15 protein-coding genes are annotated in these 16,249 nt (G+C 62.0%); 9 read left to right on the top strand and 6 right to left on the bottom strand.

The genetic code is table 11. The features are described from left to right. The first annotated feature begins 62 nt into the window (after positions 1-62). Both KVQ74_RS09970 and KVQ74_RS09965 read left to right on the top strand, forming a co-directional pair. Positions 63-1,010, top strand: coding sequence for a LysR substrate-binding domain-containing protein (locus KVQ74_RS09970; RefSeq protein WP_217830905.1), 948 nt, complete (start codon positions 63-65; stop codon positions 1,008-1,010). A 200-nt stretch (positions 1,011-1,210) separates the two neighbouring features. Further along, positions 1,211-1,618, top strand: a complete 408-nt coding sequence (locus KVQ74_RS09965; RefSeq protein ID WP_217830904.1) for an HPF/RaiA family ribosome-associated protein — start codon at positions 1,211-1,213, stop codon at positions 1,616-1,618. A gap of 85 nt (positions 1,619-1,703) precedes the next feature. On the opposite strand, the gene fecA is transcribed toward KVQ74_RS09965, so the two are convergent. The 3 genes from fecA to KVQ74_RS09950 form a co-directional block, all read right to left on the bottom strand. Then, complete coding sequence (fecA, locus tag KVQ74_RS09960) at positions 1,704-4,037, bottom strand: TonB-dependent Fe(3+) dicitrate receptor FecA (protein ID WP_217830903.1); 2,334 nt, start codon at positions 4,035-4,037, stop codon at positions 1,704-1,706. A 111-nt stretch (positions 4,038-4,148) separates the two neighbouring features. Further along, positions 4,149-5,087 (bottom strand): FecR domain-containing protein, encoded by a 939-nt coding sequence (locus tag KVQ74_RS09955; RefSeq protein ID WP_217830902.1) that lies wholly within the window; start codon positions 5,085-5,087, stop codon positions 4,149-4,151. Further along, positions 5,084-5,572, bottom strand: a complete 489-nt coding sequence (locus KVQ74_RS09950) for a sigma-70 family RNA polymerase sigma factor (RefSeq protein WP_217831113.1) — start codon at positions 5,570-5,572, stop codon at positions 5,084-5,086. Before KVQ74_RS09950 ends, KVQ74_RS09955 begins: the two co-directional genes overlap by 4 nt. A 175-nt stretch (positions 5,573-5,747) precedes the next feature. Here KVQ74_RS09950 and KVQ74_RS09945 point away from each other — a divergent pair, with 175 nt between their 5' ends. The 6 genes from KVQ74_RS09945 to KVQ74_RS09920 all read left to right on the top strand — a co-directional run bounded on the left by KVQ74_RS09945 (position 5,748) and on the right by KVQ74_RS09920 (position 12,091). After that, a complete protein-coding gene (locus tag KVQ74_RS09945) occupies positions 5,748-6,053 on the top strand; it encodes a DUF3649 domain-containing protein (protein WP_217830901.1) in 306 nt (101 codons plus the stop codon). Beyond that, a complete protein-coding gene (locus tag KVQ74_RS09940) occupies positions 6,050-7,639 on the top strand; it encodes a PepSY-associated TM helix domain-containing protein (protein ID WP_217830900.1) in 1,590 nt (529 codons plus the stop codon). The genes KVQ74_RS09945 and KVQ74_RS09940 overlap by 4 nt, the downstream gene beginning before the upstream one ends. Continuing rightward, positions 7,640-7,966: a DUF3325 domain-containing protein gene (locus KVQ74_RS09935; RefSeq protein ID WP_217830899.1), complete on the top strand. Its 327-nt coding sequence runs from the start codon at positions 7,640-7,642 to the stop codon at positions 7,964-7,966. A gap of 1 nt (position 7,967) precedes the next feature. Then, positions 7,968-8,534, top strand: a complete 567-nt coding sequence (locus KVQ74_RS09930; RefSeq protein WP_217830898.1) for an RNA polymerase sigma factor — start codon at positions 7,968-7,970, stop codon at positions 8,532-8,534. After that, positions 8,531-9,520 (top strand): FecR family protein, encoded by a 990-nt coding sequence (locus KVQ74_RS09925; protein WP_217830897.1) that lies wholly within the window; start codon positions 8,531-8,533, stop codon positions 9,518-9,520. The genes KVQ74_RS09930 and KVQ74_RS09925 overlap by 4 nt, the downstream gene beginning before the upstream one ends. Before the next feature lie 141 nt (positions 9,521-9,661). After that, on the top strand, positions 9,662-12,091 hold the full coding sequence (locus KVQ74_RS09920) for a TonB-dependent siderophore receptor (RefSeq protein ID WP_217830896.1): 2,430 nt from the start codon (positions 9,662-9,664) through the stop codon (positions 12,089-12,091). Between the two features lie 213 nt (positions 12,092-12,304). Here the strand turns inward: KVQ74_RS09920 and KVQ74_RS09915 are convergent, their stop codons facing one another. Then, entirely contained in the window at positions 12,305-13,180 is an 876-nt protein-coding gene (locus KVQ74_RS09915) for an AraC family transcriptional regulator (RefSeq protein ID WP_217830895.1), read from the bottom strand. A gap of 139 nt (positions 13,181-13,319) precedes the next feature. Between KVQ74_RS09915 and KVQ74_RS09910 the strand changes: the two genes are divergently transcribed. Beyond that, positions 13,320-14,222, top strand: coding sequence for a DMT family transporter (locus KVQ74_RS09910; RefSeq protein ID WP_217830894.1), 903 nt, complete (start codon positions 13,320-13,322; stop codon positions 14,220-14,222). Positions 14,223-14,241: 19 nt separating this feature from the next. On the opposite strand, the gene KVQ74_RS09905 is transcribed toward KVQ74_RS09910, so the two are convergent. Beyond that, positions 14,242-14,751: a DUF2165 domain-containing protein gene (locus KVQ74_RS09905; protein WP_217830893.1), complete on the bottom strand. Its 510-nt coding sequence runs from the start codon at positions 14,749-14,751 to the stop codon at positions 14,242-14,244. A 143-nt stretch (positions 14,752-14,894) separates the two neighbouring features. Next, complete coding sequence (locus tag KVQ74_RS09900; RefSeq protein WP_217830892.1) at positions 14,895-15,869, bottom strand: 2-hydroxyacid dehydrogenase; 975 nt, start codon at positions 15,867-15,869, stop codon at positions 14,895-14,897. Positions 15,870-16,249: the final 380 nt, after the last annotated feature.

The raw sequence follows: 16,249 nt of genomic DNA, 5'->3' as shown, positions 1-16,249 counted from the left end.
GACGTCCTGAGTCCGACGTGACCAACGAAACCTCCTAAGAAAGCCTTTAGCAGGACTAAACAATGAGTCGTCAATTGCACGCCCAGACCTACGTCTGGCTGCAGGTGTTTTCCTGTGCCGCGCGGCACCTGTCGTTCACCCGCTGCGCCGAGGAATTGCACATCACCCCCGGTGCGGTCAGCCAACAAATCCGACAGCTGGAAGAGCGCCTGGGCCTTCGTCTGTTTCATCGCCGGGCGCGTGGAGTGGAGCTGAGTGCGGAAGGCCAGCGACTGGCGATTACGGTCAACGAGGCCTATGGCAGCATCGACGCTGAACTGCGTCGCCTCGACGCCGGGATGATCAGCGGGACGCTGCGGGTGCGTTCGATTCCGTCGTTCCTCAGCAAATGGCTGACCCCGCGCCTGCCGCGTTTGCAGCAGCGTTACCCGGACATCCAGTTGCGCCTGGTGGCCGAGGACAGCAGCGTGCCGCTGCATGAAGGGGATTTCGATCTGGCCATCGACTTGAACGACGGCAGTTATCCGGGATTGTTATCCACAGCCTTGCTCGACGAGCAGATTTTTCCGGTGTGCGCGCCGAGCCTGTTGCGCGGGCGTCCACCGCTGCACGGGCCGGCGGATCTGGTGCATTTTCCGTTGCTGCATGACATCACCGCCTGGCGCGGCAGTTATGAACATGCGGAGTGGGAGTTCTATCTCGATGCCATCGGCTTCGAAGGTGCCGACGTGCGGCGCGGGCACACGTTCAATCGCAATCACCTGACCATCGAGGCGGCGATTGCCGGCATGGGCGTGGCGATCGCCCGGCGCACGTTGCTCAACGATGAGCTGGAGCGGGGTGCGCTGATCGTGCCGTTCGGACTGTCGGTGCCCAATCACAAACGCTATGTATTGCTCTATGCGCCGGGTGCTCTGAGCCATCCGGGCGTGCGCGCGGTGCATGACTGGCTGGTGGAGGAAGCGGGGATTTTTCGCACGCTGCACCCGCTGAATGACGGGCAATTGTGAGCAGATTTTTCAGCGAGAGGGGCCGAGGCAATTCCCGACCTTACCAGTGCTTTGCCCGGTTGTCCGGCTTTTTTTGCGTATGAATATTTATCTTTTTTCAGGGGTTGAAATGTTTGGCAAGCGGGCCGATTGTTGTAACCAAGAGGTCACGAAAATCTGTTCAAGGCCTCTTGCGAGCTAGCTGAAATAAGGGATGAACTATGCAAATCCAAGTCAACAGCGACAACCATATTCAAAGCAGCAAACGACTGGAGGAGTGGGTACGTACAACCATTGAGAGCACGCTCGACCGTTATGAGGAAGACCTGACCCGTGTCGAAGTCCATCTGAGCGACGAGAACGGTGACAAACCGGGTCCCCATGACTTGCGCTGCCAACTGGAAGCGCGGCCGAAAGGCCAGCCACCAATTTCCGTGACCCACAAGGCCGATACGCTGGAGCAGGCGCTCGACGGTGCGGCGGAAAAACTCGAACACGCGCTGGAACACAAGTTCGGCAGATTGCGCGGCAAACCACGAGCCACTGTGGTGCCACTTCAGAGCAAAGCCAACGACCGGCTGCTGGAGGAAGAATTTCTCGAGAATGAACAGGCAGCGATCAATAGTTGATACGCTGATTTAATCCCCCCAATGAAGACGGGCCTGCGATTGCAGGCCCGTTTTGTTTTGTGGTGTGGGTGGTGAGGAAGAATCCTCAGAACGCCACGGACGTCTGCACATACACCGTCCTTGGCTCACCCACATATTTCCCTTTGTTGTTGTCATCGAACGAGCGGGTGAAGTACTGGGTGTTGAAGATGTTCTTCACTCCCACCGCCACGTTCAGGTCCGACAGTTGCGGGCCGAAGTCATAGCCGGCGCGGCTGCTGAACAGCATGTAGCCGGGGATTTTGCCGGTGCTGCCGTCGGCGCTTTCCTTCGAGGTGTTGGCGTTGTCGGCGAACTGATCGCTCTGGAAGCTGCTGTCGAGGTTGAGCTTCCACGGCCCTTCGGTGTAGCCGACGCCGATGGTGCCCTTGTGCTTCGACGAGAACGGCACGCGATTGCCCTTGTTCGGCCCGTCTTCGCGGATGGTCGCGTCGACATAGGCATAAGTGGCGTACACATCGAAACCGGCCAGCGCCGGGCTCAAGTCGTCGAGGGCGTAGTTGACGCTGGTCTCGATGCCCTGATGACGGGTTTCGCCCCGGGCGATCACCGAGTCGTTGGTCTGGTTGCTTTCATACTGGTTGTCGAAGTTGATCAGGAACGCACCGATTTCCGCGCGCAACGCGCCGTTGTCGTAGCGGGTGCCGAGCTCCCAGGTGCGGGCCTTCTCCGGTTTCACTTCGCCGCTGGTCACGCGGTTGGGCATCTGGCTGTATTGCACGCTGCCGAACGAGCCTTCGGTATTGGCGTACAGATTCCAGCTGTCGGTCAGGTGATAAAGCACGTTCAGCGCCGGCAGCGCGGTGTTGTAGTCGCCTTTGTATTTGACGTTGGTCAGGTTGTTGGTCTGCTGCGACTCGATCATCTCGTAGCGCACACCCGGGGTGATCGTCCATTTGCCGATATCGATCCGGTCGTCGACGAAGAACGCATTGGCCTCGGTGCCGCCACGGGTGTCGCGGTCATTGCGGCTGTTGGTGGTCGGATATTCGTTGCTGGCGATCGGCGTGCGATAGCGCAGTTCGTGACCGGCCTCGTTGATGTAGCGGTAGCCGACGCCGACTTCGTGGCTGGTCGCGCCCAGGTCGAAGCCCTGGGCGAAGCGGGTTTCCAGGCCGCGAACCCAATACTCGCGCGGCGACAGCGAGAGGAAGGTGCCTTGATCGAGGTAGCCGCTGCGCAAGGTCTTGGTGAAGAAGGTGTTGGCGGTGAACTCGCGGCGATCTTCCTGGTAGCGATAGCCGAAGTTGAACATCGTGCGCCGACCCCAGAACTGGTCCTTAGGCCGTGTCGACTGATACGGATCGGCGTCGTAGTCGGCGACGTTCAGGCCACCCGGCATATCGGCCTTGCCTTCGTAATACTGGGCCATGGCGTTGAAACTGTTGGCTTCGTCGAGCTGGTATTTGCCCTTGAGGATCAGGTCGTCGATCTCGGTGTCGCTGTGTTCACGCCAGTCGCCACCCCGGGTGCCGGAGTACAGCAACGCGCCGCCAAGGCCATTGTCGTTGGTGCCGCCCGCCAGCAGGTTGGCGCTGGTCTTGAAGCCGTCGTGGCTCGAAGACGGGCTGGTTTCCGTCTGGAAACCGCCCTTGACCGTCGGCTCGTCGGGAATCGCCCGGGTCACGAAATTGACCACACCGCCTACGTTCTGCGGGCCGTAACGCACCGCACCACCGCCGCGCACCACGTCGACCGCATCCATGTTGCCCATGCTGATCGGCGCGAACGACAGTTGCGGCTGACCATACGGGGCGAAAGGCACCGGAATGCCATCCATCAGCACGGTCGAGCGTGCAGCCAAACGCGGGTTGAGGCCACGGATGCCGAAGTTCAGCGCCATGTCGTGGCTGCCGGTGCCGTTGTTTTCCGGGGCGTTGACGCCGGGAATGCGATTGAGCACATCACGGGCCTGGGTCGCGCCCTGGCGTTCGAATTCTTCGCGGCGGATCACGTCGCGTGCGCCGGGATGTTCGAAGACGTTGACCTGCGCCGCTTCACCGAGCCAGTCGCCGACCACTTTCGAGGTGTCCAGCTCCAGCGCGCCGTCGCTCACCGGTTGCAGGCTGAACGCGTTGCCACCTTCGGCGCGGGCTTGCAGGCCGGTGCCTTCGAGCAGCGCAGTCAGCCCTTGTTCCGGCGTGTAATTGCCTTCCAGGCCCTGGCTTTTCACTCCGCTGGTGACTTGCGAACCGAACGAAATCAACACACCGGCTTCACGGCCGAACTGGTTGAGGGCGTTCTCCAGCGACGAAGGGGCGATGTGATAGGCCTTGGCGTCGGCGGCTTGCGCAAGTGGCAGCGCGCTGAAGCTCAGGCTGGCGCCGAGGACGAGATTGCGCAGGCTGCGGGCCAGGGGGGTGAGGCGGGTGGGGTGCATGGACGGTGATCCTGAGAAGGTTGAATCAAGGGGGGCTTTCCTTCTCTGTCACGTCAGATCTGAAAAACGGCTCATGTTTATTTAAATATTTTTCAGTGGTTGCACTGCTGCTCAGGCCTTGGCTTCGACGCTGACCCAATAACGAGTAAAACGCTTGACCCGCACCGGCAGACTGATTTCCAGCAAATCGAGAATCCGCTCGCTGTCGTCCAGTGGATAAGTCCCGGAGATCAGCAGGTCGGCGACCTTGGCATCGCATTTGAGTTGCCCGCGCCGGTAACGGCCGAGTTCGTCGAGGAAATCCCCCAGGCGCATGTGCGCGGCCACCAGCATGCCGTCGGCCCAGGCGCCACTGTTGGCATCCAGAGGTTTCGCTTCGCCGAGGGTGTTGGCGCTGAAGCTCAATTGCCGGGCCACCGGCAGCAGCATGGGCGCGCGGCCATTGGCACTGAGTTCGACCCGCCCTGCGAACAGCGCGACCTGGGTGTGATCGGCAAACTGGCGCACGTTGAGCCGCGCGCCTTGAGTGCGCAGCAGGCCTTGGGCGGTCTGCACTTCGAAAGGCTGGGTGACGGTCAGGAGCATTTCGCCTTCGAGCAGGCGAATCAGCCGTTGTGGTCCGTCGCCCCGCACGTCAGCCGCGCTGGCGGTGTTGAGCTGCAACTGGCCACCGTTGCCGAGGGCGATCTTGCGGCGCTGGCCGACCGGGCTGCGGTAATCGGCGAGCAACGCAGGAAGCGGCGTGTGTTCGCGCAGTCCCCAGGTGACCGCCGAGCCGGCGCCGAGCAGCAGCAACAGTTTGAGCGCCTGGCGCCGGTTGCTCGACTTCGGCGCATTCAATGCGGCATGGGCCAACGGCGAGGACAAGCCGCGCAGCCGCGAATTGACCCGCTGAATGTGTTCCCAGGCTCGGCGATGTTCGCTGTGGGCGTCGATCCATTGCTGCCACGCCTGTTGCTGGCGCGGGTTCAGCGGGCCTTGCTGCATTTCCAGCAACCAATGGACTGCCTGTTCGGCGACCTGGGCGGAAAAATCCATCGGCGGATTCACAGGGCGAAGTAGCAGCGCATGGCTGCCTTGTTCAGATGACGCTTGACCGTGGCGACGGAAATGCCCAGTTCCGTGGCGATCTGCGGGTAGGTCAGGCCGTCGACCTGCGCCAGCAAAAAGGCTCGTTTGACCGGGCCGGGCAGGCCATCGAGCAGTTCGTCGAGCTCGATCAGGGTCTGCAGGATGATGGCTTTTTCTTCTTCCGACGGAGCGACCACCTCCGGCATCTGCGCCAGGGTTTCGAGGTAGGCCCGTTCGATGTCCTGCCGGCGGTAGTGATTGAACAGCACGCGCTTGGCCAGGGTGGTGAGAAATGCCCGTGGCTCGATGATCACCGGCGGTTCGCGAGCGGTGAGTACCCGGATGAAAGTGTCCTGTGCCAGATCGGCGGCGCTTTCCGGGCAGCCGAGTTTGCGCCGCAACCAGCCGGTGAGCCAGCTGTGGTGGGCCTGGTAGAGCGATTCGACGGGATGGGCGGACGACAACGGCATCACTCCGAGCGCAAAGGGCATGCGTCAGCAAACAAGAATTGTTCGCATTGTAGGGGCGATAGGTGGCTACCGGCAATCAACCTCTTTTGCACATGAGAATATTTATCATTAATATCGACACCCATCAGTCTGACTCGTCTGTCGGACGCTCCCGTTTCAAGGTCGAAACATGAAAGCCAAACTCGCCGCACTTCCCATGTCCTATCGTCTGGCCGTCACGTCGCGGGTGTTGGCGGCGGTTTTCGGCGGTTATCTGGTTGCGGCGCTCGCCAGCGTCACGCTGACCGTGTGGTTGCCGTTGAACCGCGCCGAAGCGGTGGTGACCGGCATGACCGTCTCGTTCCTGGTCTACCTGGTGGCGGTACTCTGGTGCTTCGCCTGCCGCAGCGCATGGTCGGCCTGGGTCGGGCTGCTGGTGCCGAGCGTGATCATGGCGACCGTCTCCGGCGTCGCCCGTGGATTGGGTTACGCATGAAAGAGGGATTTCGCCAGGCGATGGCCTGGTTGCATACCTGGGCCGGACTGCTGTTCGGCTGGCTGCTGTTCGCGATTTTCCTGACGGGGACGCTGGCCTATTTCAAGGACGAAACCAATCACTGGATGCAGCCGGAAATCCCTGCCCGCGCGCTGAATGCCGAGGCGAGCCTGACCCTGGCCCAGCACTATCTGCAACAACATGCTCCCGACGCCTCGCGCTGGATCATCGGCCTGCCCGACGCTCGCGACCCCGGCCTGAAAGTGCGCTGGCAGCAGTCTGCGGCCAAACCCGGCGAGCGCGGGCAGTTCACCAGCAAGATCCTCGACGCGCAAACCGGCGCCGAATTGCAGCTTCGGGAAAGCATGGGCGGCGAGTTTTTCTACCGTTTCCACTTCCAGCTGCAAATGCCTTACCCGTGGGGCCGCTGGCTCTCGACCATCGCCGCCATGGTGATGTTCGTGGCGCTGATCAGCGGGATCATCACCCACAAAAAAATCTTCAAGGACTTCTTCACTTTCCGTCCGCGCAAGGGCCAGCGTTCCTGGCTCGACGGACATAACGCACTGGGCGTGCTGGTGCTGCCGTTTCATTTGATGATTACTTACAGCAGCCTGGTGATCTTCATGTCGATGGTGATGCCGGCGAGCATTCTGGCCTCCTACGGCACGAACGTTCGGGCGTTTTATGACGAAGTGTTTCCCGCCTCCAACGTCCCTGAAAAAGCCAATCAGGCGGCCGCCCTGGCACCGATGGCACCGCTGCTGGGCAAGGCCCGCGAACAGTGGTCGGGTGGCGAGGCCGGCTGGGTGTCGGTGAACAATCCGGGTGATGCCAATGCCTCGGTGGTGGTGTCGCGCAGCGGATCGGACCGGGTGGTGCATGACTTCGGCAGCGCCGTGACCTTCAACGGTGTCAGCGGGCAAATACTCGCCGCGTCCCCGCAGCAACCGCTGGCCATGGCAATTGCCGGTGGCTTCTACGGTTTGCACATGGGCCATTTCGCCGGTCCGGTCCTGCGTTGGCTGTATTTCATCGTTGGTCTGGCGGGCACGGCGATGATCGGCACCGGGCTGGTGATCTGGCTCGGCAAGCGCCAGCTCAAACACGCCAGGAGTGGCGTGATGCCGTTCGAACTGCGGCTGGTGGAGGTGCTGAACATCGCCAGCATGGCCGGACTGGTCGGCGCTGTGGCGGTGTTCTTCTGGGCCAATCGGCTGTTGCCGGTCAGTCTGGCCGGGCGCGCGGACTGGGAGATCAATGCCTTCTTCATGGCCTGGGGCTTGAGCGTCGTGCATGCGGTGCTGCGTCCGGGGCGCAAGGCCTGGATCGAGCAACTGGCGCTGGCTGCCGCGCTGTTCGCCGCACTGCCGGTGCTCAACGGTTTGACCACCCCGTATCACCTCGGCGTGACCCTGATCCAGGGCGATTGGGCACTGGCCGGGTTTGACCTGACCTGCCTGGCGACTGGCCTGTTTCTGACCTGGGCCGCGTGGAAAATGTGGCGCGCCGGTGCCACCGCCAGGCTGAAAAAAACACCTCGGGAAACCGCCCGACCGATCACGCTTGAGCAAGGGGCGAACTGAATGCTGCTGGCGCTGCTGCTCTGTTACGCCGGGTTCACGGCGCTGTGTCTGGCGATGCCCCGGCATCACGATGAACTGCTCGGCGGCAAGCCGTCGCGACGTCGGCGCCGAGGTCTGGTTCTCGCAGGGTGGCTGCTGCTCGGCCTGTCGTTGTGGGCGGCGGTATCGAGCAAGGATTGGGGGCTGGGCCTGGTGGACTGGTTCGCGGTGCTGATGGTCAGCGCATTGGCACTGGTGCTGTTGCTGCCGTATCGCCCGCGCCTGGCATTGGCGCTGGCTGGCGTGAGCTTGCTGGGCAGCCCCGTCGCTGCGTGGGCCATGAACTGAAATGCTGATCAGCCATCCGCCAAAATCCCCTGACGACGAACCCCATGGCGCCCGTGCGCATTTTCTTCAGGTGTTCCTCTCGCAGCGTTCGCAGATGGAAGCGCTGGTGAATCGCCGCGTTGGCTGCCGGGCGACGGCGGCGGATCTGGTGCAGGATCTGTTTCTGCGTTTCTGGCGCAGGCCGCTGGTGCAGGTCGAGGAACTGAGCACTTATCTGCTGCGCTGCGCCGGCAACATCGCTATCGATCATCTGCGCAGCGAGGGCGCGCGGGTGCGGGTCAACGAAGGCTGGCAGGCAGACGAGCCGGACAGCCACGGCAGCGAACCGCAGGCCGCGCTGGAGGCGGGCAACGATCTGCGTCATGTCGAGGCGGCATTGCGGGCTTTGCCCGAGCGTACCCGGCAGATTTTTTTGCTCAATCGCATCCACGGACGCAAGTACGCCGACATCGCCAAGGCCATGGGCCTGTCCCAAAGCGCTGTGGAAAAACATATGATGCGCGCCCTCGAGGCCTGCAAGGCCAGCCTGCGCGAACCCGCGCCACGCACGCCAGGGAAAGCACCGTGAATCACACCGACCGCGTCATCCCGACGCCCGCTCAGGAGCAGCAGGCGCTCGCCTGGCTGAGCCTGCTGCACGACCGCCCCAGCACGGGCGATCAACTCACGTTCAGCCAATGGCTGCGCGCCGATCCGGCCCACGCCGAAGCCTATGCCCAGGCGCAAGTGGTGTGGGAGTTGAGCGAAGAACCGGCGCGCACCCTGGCCGACGAAGACGCATTGGCGATGCAGCGCTATCTGAATGCGATGGACCGACCTCGGCGCCCACAACTGCGACGCTGGTCGGGCGCGTTGGCGATGGCGGCGTGCCTGCTGTTGATGATCAGCCTGGGCAGCGGTTGGCAGCCCCAGCGCTGGCTCGATGACCTGGGGGCGGACTATGTGTCGGCGCCGGGTGAAATCCGCACCGTGACCCTGGCCGATCAATCACAAGTGACACTGGATGCCGACAGCGCGATTGCCGTGGATTTCAGCCACGGCGAGCGGCATGTGCAACTGCGTCGCGGTGCCGGGTTTTTCAGCGTGACCCACACTGGCGAGCCGTTTGTGGTCGGGGCCGGGCAGGGCCAGGCGCGCGTACTCGGCACCCAGTTCGAAGTGCGCCTGCAACCCCGTGGCGCGCAGGTGACGGTGTTGTCCGGGCGGGTCGGCGTGACGGCGCGGCGCGACGCCGAGCAACAGGTTCTCACCGCCGGTCAGCAGGTGGCTTACGGCGATGGCCAGGCGGAAAAACTTCACGCCGTGGACAGCGAAGCGCAACTGGCCTGGCGCCAGGGTTGGTTGACGTACTACAAGTCGACGCTGGCCGATGTGGTGGAGGATCTGCGGCGTTATTACCCGGGGCGGATTGTGTTGCTCAACGATGAGCTGGCGGCGCGCAAGGTCAGTGGCAGTTTTCCGAGCAAGGACCCGCAGGCCGTGCTGAATTCCCTGCAAGGGGTGTTGGGGTTCGAACAACATCGGCTTTTGGGGCAGCTCATTATCTTGCGCTGAGGCGGTCGCTTCCTTTGCGGGCAACCCATCTCTCGAAAAATATTTTCAAAAAATGTGTGAGGTAAATCCGAAGCCCATCCGTGTAGTGACTGAAACTGCGAGCCATTCGCATCCAGTGCGGTTCTACACAGGTCATGAGCAATGAAGTCCAGGGCAAAATCGGGTTCGGTCAAACAGTGGTTGGGCGTTTCGGCACTCAGTATTTCGGCGTTGGCCTTGTTGCCGCTGAGCGTCGCGCTCGGTGCTGAAGCCGTCAGCACTCAAGCGCAGAAACAGTTCAGTTTTGCCCTGGCCGCCAAGCCGTTGCCCCAGGCCTTGAGCGACTTCAGTCGCGTCACCGGGCAGAGCGTGGTCTACACCGATGAAGCGCCGTACGGCCTCACCGCCCCGGCGGTCAACGGCCAGATGACTGCCGAACAGGCGCTGCAACGCTTGCTCACCGGTTCTGGCCTGAGCTTTCGCCGTACCGACAGCCACACCCTGGCGCTCGAGCCGCAGCCCACGGAAGGCGCGCTGAACCTGGGCGCCACCAACATCACCTCGGTGCTGGATCAGCCGATGAGCTATCAGCCACCGGCCACCAGTTCGGTGATGCGCTCATCGGCGTCGCTTCAGGAAATTCCGCAGACCGTCAACGTCATTCCCGCTCAGGTCATCCGCGACCAGGCACCGCGCAATCTCGACGATGCGCTGGCCAACGTCAGCGGCATCACCCAGGGCAACACGTTGGGCAGTACCCAGGACTCGGTGATGACCCGGGGCTTCGGTGACAACCGCAACGGTTCGATCATGCGCGACGGCATGCCGGTGGTGCAGGGCCGTGGGATGAACGCCACGGTGGACCGGGTTGAAGTGCTCAAAGGCCCGGCGTCCCTGCTGTACGGGATTCAGGACCCGGGCGGGGTGGTCAACATGGTCAGCAAGAAGCCCGAGCTTGAGCAGTACAACGCCCTGACCCTGCGCGGCTCGACCTACGGCGACGGCAAGAACGGCAGCGGCGGCAGCTTCGACAGCACCGGCGCGCTGGGCGATTCAGGGCTGGCCTACCGCATGGTGCTGGATCATGAAGACGAGGACTACTGGCGCAACTTCGGCACTCATCGCGAAAGCCTGATCGCGCCGTCGCTGGCCTGGTTCGGCGAGCGCACCAAGCTGTTGTTCGCCTACGAGCATCGCGAATTCCTCACGCCGTTCGACCGGGGCACGCTAATCGATCCGCGCACCAACCATCCGCTGGACATCTCGCGCAACGAGCGTCTCGACGAAAAATTCAATGACATGGAAGGGCGTTCGGATCTGTATCACTTCGAAGCCGACCACGAACTCAACGACGACTGGAAAGCCCATTTCGGCTACAGCTGGAACCGCGAAACCTACGACGCCAGCCAGGTCCGCGTGACCGCGATCGACACCAAAAAAGGCACTCTGACCCGTAGCATGGACGGCACTCAGGGCGCGATCAGCACCGACCGTTTCACCACCGCCAGCCTCGAAGGCAAGGTCAATGTGCTGGGCATGCAGCATGACCTGGTGTTCGGCGTCGATGACGAGTACCGCAAGATCTACCGTGCCGATCTGATCCGCCAGAAAAGCCTGAGCACCTTCAGCTACGTCAACCCGGTGTACGGTCGCGAGGTCGAGGGCACCACGGTCAGCCCGGCCGACAGCGCACAAACCGATCTGCTGCGCAGCGATTCGGTGTTCCTGCAGGACTCGATCCACCTCAACGACCAGTGGATCCTGGTGGCCGGTGGACGCTTCCAGGAGTACGACCAGTACGCCGGCAAAGGCGTGCCGTTCAAGGCCAACACCGACAGCAACGGCCAGAAGTGGGTGCCGCGCGCCGGCCTGGTGTATCGCTACACCGACGCGCTGTCGTTCTACGGCAGCTACACCGAATCGTTCAAGCCGAACTCGACCATCGCTCCGCTGAGCGGAAGCAGCACCGTGCTCGACGGCAGCATCGCGCCGGAAGAGGCCAAGTCCTGGGAGCTGGGCGCGCGGCTGGATATTCCGGGGCGCGTCACCGGCAATATCGCGCTGTTCGACATCAAGAAACGCAACGTGCTGGTGGCCAATTCCGAAGGCCCGACGACGATCTACAGCGCTGCCGGCGAGGTGCGCTCCCGTGGTCTGGAACTGGACCTGACCGGTCAGCTCAGCGACCGCTGGAGCATGATCGGCAGCTACGCCTACACCGACGCCGAGGTCACGGAAGATCCGGACTACAAAGGCAATCGTCTGCAAAACGTAGCGAAGAACACCGGCTCGCTGTCGGCGGTGTATGACTTCGGCAGCGTGATCGGCGGCGATCAGTTGCGGGTCGGCGCCGGGGCGCGCTATGTCGGTGAGCGGGCGGGGAACGCGGTCAATGATTTCGACCTGCCGAGCTACACCGTGGCCGATGCATTTGCCACTTACGACACCCAGGTGGAAGGGCAGAAGGTCAAGTTCCAGCTCAACGTGAAGAACCTGTTTGATCGCACTTACTACACGTCGGCGGCGAGCCGGTTCTTTGTGTCGATGGGGGATTCGCGGCAGATTTCCTTGTCGAGCACGCTGGAGTTCTGAGACTGCGCCCAAAGCGGCCCTCACCCCGGCCCTCTCCCAGAGGGAGAGGGGGCCGACCGAGGCGTCTTGGGCGATACATCGACCTGAAAGATCGAGTCGATTATGGATTCATAGCCAATCGTTCAGGTCGGCGTATTTCTTCAATATCCCCCAATCGGCCCCCTCTCCCTCCGGGAGAGGGCTGGGGTGAGGGGAAAAGGGCTCACCACAAAACTACCGCAAAAACGCTAACCGATATTCCCCCGGCGTCCCGCCCAATACCTGCCTGAAACGATTGGTGAAATGACTCGCACTGGCAAACCCGCAAGCCAGTGCAATCTCCCCCAGCGGCAACGCCGTGCCGCGCAACAATTCCCGCGCCCGGCTCAAACGTCGCGCCAGCACGTACTGATGCGGCGGCAGGCCGAAACTGGTGCGGAACATTCGCGCGAAGTGGTATTCCGACAACGCGCACAAGCCGGCCAGTTGCCCGAGGCTGATCGCGTCGGCCAGATGCCCGTCGATGAATTCCACCAGTTGCCGGCGCTGATGCGCCGCCAGTCCGCCCTTCAACCGCAAGCCCTGGCGCACGCCGACCTGGCTGAGCAGGGTATGACTGATCAATTCGTGAGCGAGGCTGCTGGTCAGCAGGCGTTCGCCGGGTTCGTCCCAGTTCAGCGTCAGCAGCTGCCGAAAGCGCTGGGCCTGTTGCGGGTCTTCGAGAAAGGTCTGCTCGCGCAACTGCAATTCCCGGGGTTCGCGGTCGAGCAGCGTGACGCAGCCGAGGGCGAATTGTTCGGCGCTGAAATACAGGTGAGCGAGGCGAATGTCGCCATTGATGACCCAGCCTGACTCATGCTCGGCGGGCAGGATGCACAGCTTGTCGGGGCCACCTTTTTGCCCCGGCTGATCCCGGCGAAAAGTCCCGGTGCCACCGGCGATGTAGCAGGACAGGGTGTGGTGGCTGGGCGCCTCGTATTCCTGGGCGTCGTGATGATTGGTCCACAGGGCGGCGGACAAGCCGTCACCCAGCTCGGCGCTGTGTACCAGGCGCGAGTTCGGCGAGCTGTTGAGCGCCTTGAAGATTTGCAGGGTATCGATTGCGGCCATGATCGGTTCTCTCCAACGCCTTGCATCCTACTCCGTAGCCGTCGTGCTGCCAGCCTGCGGCCCGACAAAAGCGCAAGTTTTTGCAAGCGCGAAGGGCGGGGCGGGGCGGACACTGAAAGCCAATTGAGGAGTGTCCGCCATGAACCTTTCGCTGTATCTGTTGACCGTGCTGATCTGGGGCACCACCTGGATCGCCCTGAAATGGCAATTGGGGGTGGTGGCGATTCCGGTGTCGATCGTCTATCGCTTCGGCCTCGCGGCGCTGGTGCTGTTTGCGTTGTTGCTGCTCAGCCGGCGCCTGCAACCGATGAACCGGCGCGGGCACTTGATCTGCGTGGCGCAGGGTTTGTGTCTGTTCTGCGTCAACTTCATGTGCTTCCTGACCGCCAGCCAGTGGATTCCCAGTGGCCTAGTCGCCGTGGTGTTCTCCACTGCCACCCTGTGGAACGCGCTCAATGCCCGGGTGTTCTTCGGCCAGCGCATCGCGCGCAATGTACTGATGGGCGGCGCGCTGGGCCTGTGCGGCCTGGGGCTGCTGTTCTGGCCGGAACTGGCCGGGCATCAGGCCAGTCCGCAGACCTTGCTCGGCCTGGGCCTGGCGCTGTGCGGGACGCTGTGTTTTTCGGCCGGCAACATGCTCTCCAGCCTGCAACAGAAGGCCGGGCTCAAACCGCTGACCACCAATGCCTGGGGCATGGCCTACGGGGCGGCGATGCTGTCGGTGTGGTGCCTGGTCAAAGGCATTCCGTTCGACATGGAATGGACGCCGCGTTACATCGGCGCACTGCTGTATCTGGTCATTCCCGGTTCGGTGATCGGTTTCACCGCCTACCTGACCCTGGTCGGGCGCATGGGACCTGAGCGCGCAGCCTATTGCACGGTGCTGTTCCCGGTGGTGGCGCTGAACGTCTCGGCGTTTGTCGAGGGTTACCAATGGACCGCGCCGGCACTGATCGGTCTGGCGCTGGTGATGCTGGGCAACGTGCTGGTATTCCGCAAACCACGCACGCCGGTCGTGCCGGGTCACGGCAAACTGGCCTGAACCGGTGAGCGCTGGATATTCAGCGCTCAACTTTCATGACGATGTAAATCAATAAGGGAAACAGGAAGTCGACAATATGTCTGGCCCAGTCCTTGGCATTCCATGCTTGTGAAGTATCCATGTCGAACCATTCGACGCCGATGGTTTGCAGGCATATGTAATAAACGAACATGGCGATCAACAGACCGATGATCGAGAACTTCTTGGCTTCGTGAAAGGTATCCGGGCAATCGTTGATTTTGCGATACAGGTGATAAGTGCCGAGCAGGCAGCACACAGTGTAAATCACTTCCAGTGTGATGATCAGCCAGTAAATCCGGTGGTGCAGCGTGGGTGAGGTGATTGCCCGATAACGGATGTTCTCGTTGATCTGGGTGGTGTCCATGCTCAGGATATGTCCGACGTATTCATAGTTTGACGGGTAGTCGGAGAAGTTGCTGTACATCACCAGCAGGCCGAAAAAACTGATGTAAGCCATGAGAATGACTTTGCTGTAACGGACAAGTTGGTTGGTGGTCAGGCCTTTCAAGATTAATACTCTCCAGAGAGTTTGATTTCCGGGGAGTTTATAGCGGTTGTATTTGTTTCGGTTTCAGGTTCAATTGCAAGTTGTGTGCAAATAACCGCTCGGCCGATAACGGGCAAGTGCTGCAAGGCACTTGCCCGTTTTGTTTATCCGCGCCAGACCTGCGGGTTCACCAGATCCTGCGGGCGTTCGCCGAGCAAGGCGCTGCGCAGGTTGGCCAGCGCCCGGTTGGCCATGGCCTCGCGGGTTTCGTGGGTGGCCGAGCCGATGTGCGGCAGGGTCACGGCGTTTTTCAGCTGGAACAGCGGCGATTCGGCCAGCGGTTCCTTTTCGTAGACATCGAGGCCGGCACCACGGATGCGGTTGTTTTGCAGCGCCTCGATCAGCGCCGGCTCGTCGACCACCGGGCCACGGGAGATGTTCACCAGGATCGCGCCCGGTTTCATCAGCGCCAGTTCACGGTGGCTGATCAGGTGGCGGGTCTTGTCACTGAGCGGCACCACCAGGCAGACGAAATCGGCTTCGGCCAGCAATTGGTCGAGGCTGCGAAATTGCGCGCCGAGTTCCGTTTCCAGTTCGGTCTTGCGGCTGTTGCCGCTGTAGAGGATCGGCATGTTGAAACCCAAGCGCCCACGCCGGGCGACGGCCGCGCCGATGTTGCCCATGCCGACGATGCCCAGGGTCTTGCCGTGGACGTCGCTGCCAAACAGCGGGGCGCCGACGCTGGCCTGCCACTGGCCGGCCTTGGTCCAGGCGTCGAGTTCGGCGACGCGGCGGGCGCTGCTCATGATCAGCGCGAAGGCCAGGTCGGCGGTGCTTTCGGTGAGCACGTCCGGGGTGTTGGTGAGCATGATGCCGCGTTCGTTGAAGTAGTCGAGGTCGTAGTTGTCGTAGCCGACGGAGACGCTGGAGACGACTTCGAGTTTTGCGGCATTTTCCAGTTGTGCCCGGCCGAGTTTGCGGCCGACGCCGATCAGGCCGTGGGCGTGTGGCAGGGCTTCGTTGAATTGGGCGTTGATGTCACCGGTTTTGGGGTTGGGGACGATGACGTCGAATTCCTGTTGCAGGCGTTCGATCATGGGTGGGGTGATGCGGCTGAAGGCCAGGATGGTTTTTTTCATTGGCTTTGGGCTCGGCTCTGGGCTGGATTCGATTTCCTATATGCCAAGCAAGCTAACATTTCTTTGTGGGGTTTGGCTTGTGCCTTGGCGGCCTCTGGGCCGACCAGGCTTTGGGGGGGTGGGGTGAATATCCGTTTTTTGGGGTGTTTTGGCTGGTGGTTTCGCCCTTACGGCGAGTCACCTTTTTCAAACGCCAAAAAGGTAACCCAAAAGGCTTGGCCCCGGCGTACGGCCCCTCGCTGTGGCTCGGGGTTCCTTCGTTACGGGATTCATCCGGGGGCATCGCCTACGGTTTGCTGCGCTGCACCTCCTCTCGATGTGTTCGACTTCGTCGAACGGCGCTACGCGCCTACCCCCGGATAAATCCCTCCACTCAGCCT

Origin of the sequence: Pseudomonas botevensis, from assembly GCF_019145475.1 — a bacterium.
Classification (GTDB): Bacteria; Pseudomonadota; Gammaproteobacteria; order Pseudomonadales; family Pseudomonadaceae; genus Aquipseudomonas; species Aquipseudomonas botevensis.
The sequence above is the reverse complement of the archived record's forward strand: the minus strand, read 5'-3'. Positions and strand labels throughout refer to the sequence as shown.

Coding starts and splice junctions, on each gene's coding strand:
- KVQ74_RS09970 (WP_217830905.1), top strand. CDS start 63: ATGAGTCGTCAATTGCACGCCCAGACCTACGTCTGGCTGCAGGTGTTT.
- KVQ74_RS09965 (WP_217830904.1), top strand. CDS start 1,211: ATGCAAATCCAAGTCAACAGCGACAACCATATTCAAAGCAGCAAACGA.
- fecA (WP_217830903.1), bottom strand. CDS start 4,037: ATGCACCCCACCCGCCTCACCCCCCTGGCCCGCAGCCTGCGCAATCTC.
- KVQ74_RS09945 (WP_217830901.1), top strand. CDS start 5,748: ATGAAAGCCAAACTCGCCGCACTTCCCATGTCCTATCGTCTGGCCGTC.
- KVQ74_RS09940 (WP_217830900.1), top strand. CDS start 6,050: ATGAAAGAGGGATTTCGCCAGGCGATGGCCTGGTTGCATACCTGGGCC.
- KVQ74_RS09935 (WP_217830899.1), top strand. CDS start 7,640: ATGCTGCTGGCGCTGCTGCTCTGTTACGCCGGGTTCACGGCGCTGTGT.
- KVQ74_RS09930 (WP_217830898.1), top strand. CDS start 7,968: ATGCTGATCAGCCATCCGCCAAAATCCCCTGACGACGAACCCCATGGC.
- KVQ74_RS09920 (WP_217830896.1), top strand. CDS start 9,662: ATGAAGTCCAGGGCAAAATCGGGTTCGGTCAAACAGTGGTTGGGCGTT.
- KVQ74_RS09915 (WP_217830895.1), bottom strand. CDS start 13,180: ATGGCCGCAATCGATACCCTGCAAATCTTCAAGGCGCTCAACAGCTCG.
- KVQ74_RS09910 (WP_217830894.1), top strand. CDS start 13,320: ATGAACCTTTCGCTGTATCTGTTGACCGTGCTGATCTGGGGCACCACC.
- KVQ74_RS09900 (WP_217830892.1), bottom strand. CDS start 15,869: ATGAAAAAAACCATCCTGGCCTTCAGCCGCATCACCCCACCCATGATC.